The organism is Streptomyces sp. SID14436, from assembly GCF_010548465.1.
Classification (GTDB): Bacteria; Actinomycetota; Actinomycetes; order Streptomycetales; family Streptomycetaceae; genus Streptomyces.
The window spans coordinates 1-9,699 of sequence record NZ_JAAGMD010000792.1; the positions used below are offsets into that span (position 1 = coordinate 1).

The 9,699-nt window shown below is 72.3% G+C and carries 9 protein-coding genes and 2 pseudogenes; 4 read left to right on the top strand and 7 right to left on the bottom strand.

Translation table 11 applies throughout. From position 1 onward, the window contains the following. A partial coding sequence (locus G3I53_RS28795; RefSeq protein WP_164438928.1) for an ABC transporter permease subunit occupies positions 1 to 685 on the top strand: 685 nt, incomplete at its 5' end. Further along, positions 682 to 1,740, top strand: a complete 1,059-nt coding sequence (locus tag G3I53_RS28800; RefSeq protein WP_164334881.1) for an ABC transporter ATP-binding protein — start codon at positions 682 to 684, stop codon at positions 1,738 to 1,740. The genes G3I53_RS28795 and G3I53_RS28800, both read left to right, overlap by 4 nt. Before the next feature lie 178 nt (positions 1,741 to 1,918). Here G3I53_RS28800 and G3I53_RS28805 read toward each other — a convergent pair. The 3 genes and pseudogenes from G3I53_RS28805 to glnA form a co-directional block, all read right to left on the bottom strand. Further along, positions 1,919 to 2,130, bottom strand: a pseudogene (locus G3I53_RS28805) (RNA polymerase subunit sigma-24); the annotation flags it as partial. Beyond that, a pseudogene (locus G3I53_RS34615) lies at positions 2,127 to 2,423 on the bottom strand (FAD-dependent oxidoreductase); the annotation flags it as partial. The pseudogenes G3I53_RS28805 and G3I53_RS34615, both read right to left, overlap by 4 nt. An 84-nt stretch (positions 2,424 to 2,507) precedes the next feature. Further along, positions 2,508 to 3,917 (bottom strand): type I glutamate--ammonia ligase, encoded by a 1,410-nt coding sequence (gene glnA, locus G3I53_RS28815; protein WP_164334883.1) that lies wholly within the window; start codon positions 3,915 to 3,917, stop codon positions 2,508 to 2,510. 210 nt (positions 3,918 to 4,127) lie between these two features. On the opposite strand from glnA, the gene G3I53_RS28820 reads away from it, so the two are divergent. Further along, a complete protein-coding gene (locus tag G3I53_RS28820; protein ID WP_164334885.1) occupies positions 4,128 to 4,595 on the top strand; it encodes an RDD family protein in 468 nt (155 codons plus the stop codon). 118 nt (positions 4,596 to 4,713) lie between these two features. Here the strand turns inward: G3I53_RS28820 and G3I53_RS28825 are convergent, their stop codons facing one another. The 4 genes from G3I53_RS28825 to lipB form a co-directional block, all read right to left on the bottom strand. Further along, the gene (locus G3I53_RS28825; protein ID WP_164334886.1) at positions 4,714 to 5,415 is read right to left on the bottom strand and encodes a DUF4191 domain-containing protein; all 702 of its coding nucleotides are present in this window, start codon (positions 5,413 to 5,415) and stop codon (positions 4,714 to 4,716) included. A 70-nt stretch (positions 5,416 to 5,485) separates the two neighbouring features. Beyond that, positions 5,486 to 5,686 (bottom strand): hypothetical protein, encoded by a 201-nt coding sequence (locus G3I53_RS28830; protein WP_164334889.1) that lies wholly within the window; start codon positions 5,684 to 5,686, stop codon positions 5,486 to 5,488. 296 nt (positions 5,687 to 5,982) lie between these two features. Next, on the bottom strand, positions 5,983 to 6,948 hold the full coding sequence (gene lipA / locus G3I53_RS28835; RefSeq protein WP_164334891.1) for a lipoyl synthase: 966 nt from the start codon (positions 6,946 to 6,948) through the stop codon (positions 5,983 to 5,985). A gap of 93 nt (positions 6,949 to 7,041) precedes the next feature. Then, a complete protein-coding gene (gene lipB / locus G3I53_RS28840; RefSeq protein WP_164334893.1) occupies positions 7,042 to 7,842 on the bottom strand; it encodes a lipoyl(octanoyl) transferase LipB in 801 nt (266 codons plus the stop codon). 222 nt (positions 7,843 to 8,064) lie between these two features. Here lipB and G3I53_RS28845 point away from each other — a divergent pair, with 222 nt between their 5' ends. Continuing rightward, the gene (locus tag G3I53_RS28845; protein WP_164438929.1) at positions 8,065 to 9,531 is read left to right on the top strand and encodes a regulator; all 1,467 of its coding nucleotides are present in this window, start codon (positions 8,065 to 8,067) and stop codon (positions 9,529 to 9,531) included. Positions 9,532 to 9,699: the final 168 nt, after the last annotated feature.

A 9,699-nucleotide genomic window follows, 5' to 3' on the forward strand; every position in this document is an offset into this window, starting at 1 on the left:
GGCCGCCGCCGTCGTCTTCCCGCTCGCCACCCTCGGCTACTGGCTGGCCGTCGGCACCTCCGCGACCTGGGACCCCGGCGCCCTCGCCCGCACCGCGTGGGCCACGCTCGGTGTCGCCGCCGCCGGAGCCGCGCTCACCACACTGCTGGCGCTGCCCGTCGGCGTGCTCGCCGCACGCCACCGGGGACGCGGCGCCCGGCTGCTGGAGCAGGCCGCCTACGCCGGACACGCGCTGCCCGGCATCACCGTCGCCCTCTCCCTGGTCTTCTTCGCGGTGCGCTACGTCTACCCGCTCTACCAGCAGCTCCCGCTGCTGCTCTGCGCGTACGCCGTCCTCTTCCTGCCGCTCGTGGTGGGCGCCACCCGCGCCGCCGTCCTGCAGGCACCGCCCGTCCTGGAGGACGTCGCCCGCTCCCTGGGCCGCTCGCCGCTGCGGGTGCTGCGCGAGGTGACCGTGCCGCTGGCCGCACCCGGCGTCGCGGCCGGCGCCGCCCTCACGTTCGTGGTGTGCATGAAGGAACTGCCCGCGACGCTGCTGCTGCGCCCCACCGGCATGGACACCCTGGCCACCCGGCTGTGGACCGAGACCGGCGCCGGTTCCTTCGCCGCCGCGGCCCCCTACGCCGCGGTCCTCATCCTGCTCGCCGCCGTCCCCTCCTACCTCCTGGGCAGGCACCGCACATGACCGACCACGCCAACGACCTCCGCATCGAGGGACTCACCAAGTCCTACGGCCCCGACGCCCCCGTCCTGCGGGGAGTGGACCTCACCGTCCCGGCCGGCGCCCTGGCCGCCCTGCTCGGCCCCTCCGGCTGCGGCAAGACCACCCTGCTGCGCATCGTCGCCGGGTTCCTGCGCGCCGACGCGGGCACCGTCGCCGTCGGCGGCCGCACCCTGACCGGCCCCGGCGCCCAGGTCCCGCCCGAGGGCCGGCGCATCGGCATCGTGCCCCAGGAGGGAGCCCTCTTCCCCCACCTCAGCGTGGCCCGCAACGTCGCCTTCGGCCTGACCGGCACCGCCCGCACCGAGCGCCGCCGCCGCACGGAGGAGATGCTCGACCTGGTCGGCCTGGCCGGCTACGGCACCCGCATGCCGCACGAACTGTCCGGCGGCCAGCAGCAACGCGTCGCCCTGGCCAGGGCACTCGCCCCCCGCCCCGCCCTCGTCCTCCTCGACGAACCCTTCAACGCCCTCGACAGCGCCCTGCGCGCCGGAGTCCGCGCCGACGTACGGACCGCGCTGCGGGCCACCGGGGCCACGGCGCTGCTGGTCACCCACGACCAGCAGGAGGCCCTCTCCACCGCGGACCTCGTCGCCGTCGTCCGGCAGGGCCGCGTCGCCCAGTGCGACACCCCGCAGGAGCTCTACCGGCACCCCGCCGACCCCTGGGTCGCCGGCTTCGTCGGCGACGCCGTACTCCTCCCCGGCACCGTCCGCACCGGCACCTCCACCGCCACCACCCCCATCGGCACGGTCACCCTGGCCGAGCCCCCCGACGGCCGCCGCACCGGCACGGTGATCCTGCGCCCCGAACAGCTCCGCCTGACCGACACCGGCACCGAGGGCGCGGTCCGCGGCACCGTCACCGACGTCTGCTTCTACGGCCACGACGCCCGGGTGACCGTCGCCGTCCCCGGCCTCGACGCCCCGGTCGACGTCCGCATCACGGGCCCCGTCCCGGTGGGCCCCGGCCAGGAGACCGCCGTATGCGTGACGGGCGAGGCGACGCTGCACGGGTAGGGGCGCGTGAACCAAGGCCCCCCGGCTCCCGCCCGCTGCGTCCGCCACCGACGACCGGGCCGGCCCTCGGCGACGGCAGAAGCCGGAGCACGTCCGCCGCCTCTTCAGGCCGTCCTCCGGGGCCATCGCCGCGCTCGTCAGCCTGCTCGCGCCCGGTGGCGGCATGCGGTGACGACGCTCACTGCGTTCCGAGGTCGTGAGCGGTGCCGTCGGCGACGGCCTGAAGTTTGTCCGGGTTGGCCACGTTGTGGATGGCGGTGATACGACCGTCGGCGTCGAAGTCGAAGGTGACGGTGGCGATCACGCGTCCCGGCCCGCTGAACACGATGCCCGGCCCACCTTGATCCCGACGAGTTCGGCGCGCATGTCGGCAGGCTCGACGCCCTGGTGTCGGCGACGCCGCCCAGCCCGTACACCAGCGTGTCGTAGGGCAGCACCCGGTCGTCGTCGATCCGCACGGTCCGCGCGTCCGCGTCCACCGCCGTCACCCAGCCGCGCACGAACCGCGCGCCCGTCCCCTCCAACAGCTGAGGGATGCTCAGCTCGGCGAGCTGCTGCCCGGTCGCCGTGCCGGTCTCCTGCTGTGCGTTCATCGTTCCGTCCTCCTCGGCTCGCCTGCTGACGCCCACCAGATGGGAGCAGGCGGCCCGGATGTGACATGGGTCGGGTGCGATGCACGACACAGCCTCCGGAACGACGGCGAGGGCCGCTCCCCAGCACCGGGGAGCGGCCCTCGCCGTTTGTTCCTGACCGAGGTCAGGGGACGATCACACGTCGAAGTACAGCTCGAACTCGTGCGGGTGCGGTCGCAGCTGCAGCGGAGCGATCTCGCTGGTGCGCTTGAGGTCGATCCAGGTCTCGATCAGGTCGGACGTGAAGACGTCGCCCTGGAGGAGGAACTCGTGGTCGGCCTCGAGGTGGTCCAGCACGGCGCCGAGGGAGGTCGGGACCTGCGCCACGTTGGCGTGCTCCTCGGGAGCCAGCTCGTAGAGGTCCTTGTCGATCGGCTCGGCCGGCTCGATCTTGTTCTTGATGCCGTCCAGGCCCGCCAGCAGCAGCGCGGAGAACGCCAGGTACGGGTTGCCGGAGGCGTCCGGGGCGCGGAACTCGACGCGCTTGGCCTTCGGGTTGGAGCCGGTGATCGGGATGCGCATCGCGGCGGAGCGGTTGCGCTGCGAGTACACCAGGTTGACCGGGGCCTCGAAGCCCGGCACCAGACGGTGGTACGAGTTCACCGTCGGGTTGGTGAACGCCAGCAGCGACGGGGCGTGCCGGAGGATGCCGCCGATGTAGTAGCGGGCGGTGTCGGAGAGGCCGGCGTAGCCCTGCTCGTCGTAGAAGAGCGGCTCGCCGCCCGCCCACAGGGACTGGTGGACGTGCATGCCGGAGCCGTTGTCACCGAAGATCGGCTTGGGCATGAAGGTGGCGGTCTTGCCGTTGCGCCAGGCGACGTTCTTCACGATGTACTTGAAGAGCTGCAGGTCGTCGGCGGCGGCGAGCAGGGTGTTGAACTTGTAGTTGATCTCGGCCTGGCCGGCGGTGCCCACCTCGTGGTGCTGGCGCTCGACCTTCAGGCCGGCCTTGGCCAGCTCCAGGGAGATCTCGGCGCGCAGGTCGGCGAAGTGGTCGACCGGCGGGACCGGGAAGTAGCCGCCCTTGTAGCGGACCTTGTAACCGCGGTTGTCCTCCAGCGCGCCGGTGTTCCAGGCGCCCGCCTCGGAGTCGATGTGGTAGAAGGACTCGTTCTCGGACGTCTTGAAGCGCACGCTGTCGAAGACGTAGAACTCGGCCTCGGGGCCGAAGAACGCGGTGTCGGCGATGCCGGTGGAGGCCAGGTAGGCCTCGGCCTTCTTGGCCACGTTGCGCGGGTCGCGGGAGTACTGCTCGCCCGTGATCGGGTCGTGGATGAAGAAGTTGATGTTCAGCGTCTTGTCGCGGCGGAACGGGTCGACCCGGGCCGTGGAGAGGTCGGCGCGCAGCGACATGTCGGACTCGTGGATGGCCTGGAACCCTCGGATCGAGGATCCGTCGAAGGCCAGTTCCTCGTCCGGGTCGAACGCGTCGGCGGGGACCGTGACGTGCTGCATCACACCCGGGAGGTCGCAGAACCGGACGTCGATGAACTTGACGTCCTCGTCCGCGATGAACTTCTTGGCCTCGTCGGCGTTCTGGAACATCCAGCTCCTCCTACTCCCGACCGTCCCGCCGGGGTGGTAGATCGTTCGTGCGGCCAGTGCGGGTGGCACACGCTGCGCTCGACACTAAGGACGGGTGATTTCTCGGGCGTGACCCATTTGTTTCGCACACGTTAACCACGCCATCGTCGGCGAAACCCCGGACACACCCCGCCCTCCTCCGGTCATATGCGGGCGCAGTACCGTGGACGGGTGGACAACAGGCAAGCAATCGGATCATGGCTCTCCGGCCCCCGCGCGGCCATGGAGGACGCCGGTGCCGACTTCGGGTACCGGGGCGAGCAGCTCGGGCTGCCCGAGGACGGGCCGGGCTCGATCGCCCGCCCGGGCCGCAGGCTCGGCGCGCTGGCGGTGGACTGGGCGATGTGCGCCCTGATTGCATCCCAGCTGATCACCGGCAGCTACGGACAGACGTCGTCCAACTGGGCGCTGCTCATCTTCTTCGTGATGAGCGTGCTCACGGTGGGCACGATCGGCTGCACGCCCGGCAAGCGCATCTTCGGTCTGCGGGTGGTCGCCCTCAGCACCGGCGGGGTCCAGCCCGCGCGTGCGCTGCTGCGCAGCCTGCTGCTCTGCCTGGCGCTGCCCGCGCTGATCTGGGACCGCGACGGCCGGGGCCTGCACGACCGGCTGGCCGGCACGGTCGAGGTGCGGATCTGACGGTTGTCCCTCCCCCGGGGGAAGCCGGCGGGAGCCGTGGGGGACGACGACATGACGAGGGGGCGCCCGGAGTGATCCGGGCGCCCCCTCGTCGCGTCGTATACGGCACGGCAGGAGGTCAGCGCTGCCGCGGGCCGCCCTTCGGCAGCTTCATGCCCTTGGGCATCGGGCCCTTCGGCAGCGGCATGTTGTTCATCAGGTCGCCGAGCGCGCGCAGCCGGTCGTTGGTCGCGGTGACCTGGGGGCCGGTGAGCACCCGGGGCAGCTTCAGCATGGTCGTGCGCAGCTTCTTCAGCGGGACCTGGCCCTCTCCGTTGCCCACGATCAGGTCATGCACCGGGACGTCGGCGACGATGCGGTTCATCCGCTTCTTCTCCGCGGCCAGCAGGGTCTTCACCCGGTTCGGGTTGCCCTCGGCGATCAGCACGATGCCGGCCTTGCCGACCGCGCGGTGCACCACGTCCTGGTTGCGGTTCATCGCCACCGCCGGGGAGGTCGTCCAGCCCCGGCCGATGTTGTCCAGCACGGCCGCTGCCGCGCCCGGCTGGCCCTCCATCTGACCGAACGCCGCCCGCTCGGCCCGGCGCCCGAACACGATCGCCGTCGCGAGGAAGGCGAGCAGGAAGCCCAGGATGCCGAGATAGATGGGGTGCCCGATCAAGAAACCGATCGCGAGGAAGACACCGAAGGTGACGATTCCGACAGCCGCGAGTACAAGACCGATCTTCTTGTCGGCCCTGCGGGTCATCTTGTAGGTCAGGGCGATCTGCTTCAGTCGCCCGGGGTTCGCAGCGTCCGCTGCGGTTTCCTTCCTCGCCATGCCCCGAAGTCTACGTGCCCCCGGAAGCGCGAACGACGGCAGTGCCCGGCCCGGCCCGCGCGGGGGCGGTTCAGCGGCGGACGGGCAGGGACCGCTCGAGGACGCGCTCGGTCTCGACCCGGTCCTTGGCGCGGCGGCGGTCCTCCAGGACGGAGGTCCAGGCGTTGCGGCGGGCGGTGCGCTGGCCGCCGCTCATCAGCAGCGACTCGACGGCCCGCAGGGCGGTGGTGAAGGACGGGATGGCGGTGGCGCGGACGGGCGCGGCCTGCATGACGGGGGTCCCTCTCGGTACGGTTCCGGTGACGGATGTACGTGCTGTGATTCCAGGGTCACTGCTTGGTGTTACCAGGGCGTGACCGGGCGGTCAAACACCCATGAAGCGCTGGTTCCGGGCCCGCGAACGAGAACGCGGCCCCGGCGTGCGCCCTCATCTGCGAGGACGGCCGGGACCGCGTGCTCTCGGCCATTACTGGCCAGTAATTACTTGTGCGCGACTTCACACGCATGCGGGCCGCCCGAGCGGGGCAGGAGGCCCGCCCGCTCCGCCGGCCGGCGCGTGCGACGCCGTCAGACCGCCTGGGCGGCCACGTAGCTGCCGCGCTTCTCGACGGCCATCTGGTAGAGCCGCCCGGCGCGGTACGAGGAGCGGACCAGCGGGCCGGACATGACCCCGGAGAAGCCGATCTGCTCGGCCTCCTCCTTCAGCTCCACGAACTCGTGCGGCTTCACCCAGCGCTCCACGGGGTGGTGGCGCACCGACGGCCGCAGGTACTGGGTGATGGTGACCAGCTCGCAGCCGGCGTCGTGCAGCTGCTTCAGCGCCTCGCTGACCTCCTCACGGGTCTCGCCCATGCCGAGGATCAGGTTCGACTTGGTGACCAGGCCGACGTCGCGGGCCTGGGTGAGGACCTGGAGGGAGCGCTCGTAGCGGAAGCCGGGGCGGATCCGCTTGAAGATCCGGGGCACCGTCTCCACGTTGTGCGCGAAGACCTCGGGCCGGGAGGAGAAGACCTCCGCCAGCTGCTCGGGCACCGCGTTGAAGTCGGGGGCCAGCAGCTCGACCTTGGTGCGGCCGTCCTGGCGTCCGGCCGTCTGGGCGTGGATCTGGCGCACGGTCTCCGCGTACAGCCAGGCGCCGCCGTCCTCCAGGTCGTCGCGCGCGACGCCGGTGATGGTGGCGTAGTTCAGGTCCATGGTGACCACGGACTCGCCCACCCGGCGGGGCTCGTCACGGTCGAGCGCCTCCGGCTTGCCGGTGTCGATCTGGCAGAAGTCGCAGCGCCGGGTGCACTGGTCGCCACCGATCAGGAACGTGGCCTCGCGGTCCTCCCAGCACTCGTAGATGTTCGGGCAGCCGGCTTCCTGGCAGACCGTGTGCAGACCCTCGCTCTTGACCAGGTTCTGCATCTTGGAGTATTCGGGGCCCATTTTGGCCCGGGTCTTGATCCACTCGGGCTTGCGCTCGATGGGGGTCTGGCTGTTGCGGACCTCCAGGCGCAGCATCTTGCGTCCGTCGGGTGCGACTGCGGACACATCGGCTCCCTAGCGTTTGATTCTTCGGCGTTCCCCAGGGTACGCCCGTTGATTTGGTGGCCGGCGTCGGCGTCGGCCCCCTGTGCCGGCCGGTCAGGCCGCGGGTGTTGTCTCGATCTCCCGCGGCTTGAGGTCCGCGTTCTCCAGAATGTCCTTCAGGTGCCGCTCGACCACCGGCAGCACCTCGTCCAGGGTGACGTCGCGCCCCAGCTCGTTGGCGAGGGAGGTCACGCCCGCGTCCCGGATGCCGCACGGGATGATGCGGTCGAACCAGGCGTTGTCCGGGTTCACGTTGAGTGCGAAACCATGCATGGTGACGCCCTTGGCCACCCGGATCCCGATGGCGGCGATCTTGCGGTCCTCGCGCCGCTGCCCGGCGTTGGAGGGGGCGTACTCGGGGCCGTTCAGCCGCGGGTCGAACTCGTCGTCGTGCAGCCGGGGGTCGAAGTCGAGGGAGAGTCCGCCGAGCGCGGGCCGCCGCTCGACCGGGTCGCCCAGCACCCACACGCCGCTGCGCCCCTCGACCCGGCTGGTCCCCAGGCCGAAGTCGGCGCAGGTGCGGATGAGGGCCTCCTCCAGGCGGCGCACGTGGGCGACCACGTCCACCGGGCGGGGCAGCTTCTGGATCGGGTACCCCACCAGCTGGCCCGGGCCGTGCCAGGTGATCTTGCCGCCGCGGTCCACGTCGATCACGGGGGTGCCGTCGAGGGGGCGCTCGCTCTCCTCGGTCCGCCGGCCCGCCGTGTAGACCGGCGGGTGCTCCAGCAGGAGCACGGTGTCGGGCACCTCGTCGGCGAACCGGGCCGCGTGCACCCGGCGCTGTTCGTCCCAGGCCACCTGGTAGTCCACGGCCTGGGTCCCGAAGCCCATCCGGACGAACCGCACCTCTCCCACGGCAAGCGCCTCCCTGGAAAGCTCGTAAGGCACGCAACGTGCCCACGCCACTGTACGTCCGTCAGCCTTCGAGCCAATCCTCACACGATCGGATGAATGCCTGACGGAATGTGCGATCGCGCGCTTACTCTCCGCTACATTCGCGCCGACCATGAGGCCATTTGGGCTGCTCACAGGCACCCGGCTCACAGCTCGCCCGGAAGGCAGGAGACCGCACCGCAGATGACGGAACGACCCGCGCAGCGCACCCCCAACCGCCAGCTCGCCGCGCTCATCGCAGAAGCTGGGTTCTCCAACGCGGGACTCGCCCGTCGCGTGGACCAGCTCGGTCTCGAACACGGGCTGGACCTCAGATACGACAAGACGTCCGTCACCCGCTGGCTGCGCGGACAGCAGCCCCGGGGCACCACTCCCGCCCTGATCGCCGAGGTCTTCACCCGGCGCCTCGGCCGCCGCCTCACCGCTCAGGACCTCGGCCTGGACGCCTGCGCGCCCGTCTACGCCGGCCTGGAGTTCGCCGCCACCCCCGAGGAGGCCGTCGACATCGTCAGCGGGCTCTGGCGCAAGGACTCCGGCAGCCACGCCGAACTGCGCAAGATCGCCTTCACCTCGGCCGGTCTGGTGGTGCCCAGCCGGGACTGGCTCATCGGCCGCCCCGACGAGAAGGTCGCCCGCGCCGAGCCGCCCGTCCGCGTCCCCGCCCAGGGCCGCCCCGCCGTCCGGCCCCCCGGGCCCGGCCCGATCGGGGCCCGGCGGGTCCGGGGCGCCGCCGAGCGCGGACCGGGCCAGCGGGTCACCGGCGGCGACATCGCCGCCCTGCGCTCGGTCGGCGAACTGTTCCGCACCCTCGACGACGCCTACGGCGGCGGCCACGCGCGCCAGGCCCTGGTGCGCTACCTGGAACACGAGTGCGAGCCGATGCTCCGCGGCACCTACGGCGAGCAGACCGGCCGCCGGCTGTTCGCCGCCGCCGCCGACCTGACCCGGCTGGCCGGCTGGACCTCGTACGACATCGCCGCGCACGGGCTCGCCCAGCGCTACTTCGTGCAGGCACTGCGGCTCGCCCAGGCGGCCGGGGACCGGGCCTACGGCGCCTACATCCTGGTCACCATGAGCCGCCAGGCCGTCTACCTCGGCCACGGGCGCGAGGCGGTGCAGCTGGCCCGGGTCGCCCAGCAGGGCGCGGGCGGTTCCGTCCCGCCGGTCGTCCAGGCGATGCTGCACGCGGCCGAGGCCCGCGGCCACGGGGTGCTCGGCGAGGTGCGGGCCTGCACCACCGCGCTGGTGCGCGCGGAACGCGCCCTGGCGGGCGCCCGTCCCGGCGACGAGGTGCCGTACTGGGCGCGGTGCTTCGACGAGGCGCAGCTCGCCGACGAGTTCGGCCACTGCCACCGCGACCTCCAGCAGTTCCGGGCCGCCGCGCAGCACGCAGAACGCTCCCTGCACCTGCGCGCCCCGGCCTACGCCCGCAGCCGGCTGTTCTGCCGCGTCGTCCTGGCCACCGCCCGCCTGGGCCTCGGCGAACTCGACCAGGCGTGCCAGCTCGCGGTGGAGGCGGCGGGCCAGGCGGCGGAGATGCGCTCGGTGCGCGCCGTGGAGTACGTGCGCGACTTCGAGCGCCGCCTGGAGCCGTACCGCGACGCGGGCCCGGTGCGCACCTACCGGGACAAGGTGGCGGCCCTCGGATAGCGCCCGGCGGGGGCACCGCCGCCGACGGCCCCGGGGCCGGGGAGCCGCCCGGGGGCCGTCCCGTGTCGTGGGCGGCCAGGTGCCGTGCGCGGCTGGAGTGCGGGCCGGGCCGGCGGGGTGCCGCCCGACAGCCCCAGGGCTGGGGTGCCGGTCCGGGGTCGTCCTGCG

Coding starts and splice junctions, on each gene's coding strand:
- G3I53_RS28830 (WP_164334889.1), bottom strand. CDS start 5,686: ATGCAGGCCGCGCCCGTCCGCGCCACCGCCATCCCGTCCTTCACCACC.
- G3I53_RS28800 (WP_164334881.1), top strand. CDS start 682: ATGACCGACCACGCCAACGACCTCCGCATCGAGGGACTCACCAAGTCC.
- glnA (WP_164334883.1), bottom strand. CDS start 3,917: ATGTTCCAGAACGCCGACGAGGCCAAGAAGTTCATCGCGGACGAGGAC.
- G3I53_RS28825 (WP_164334886.1), bottom strand. CDS start 5,415: ATGGCGAGGAAGGAAACCGCAGCGGACGCTGCGAACCCCGGGCGACTG.
- G3I53_RS28845 (WP_164438929.1), top strand. CDS start 8,065: ATGACGGAACGACCCGCGCAGCGCACCCCCAACCGCCAGCTCGCCGCG.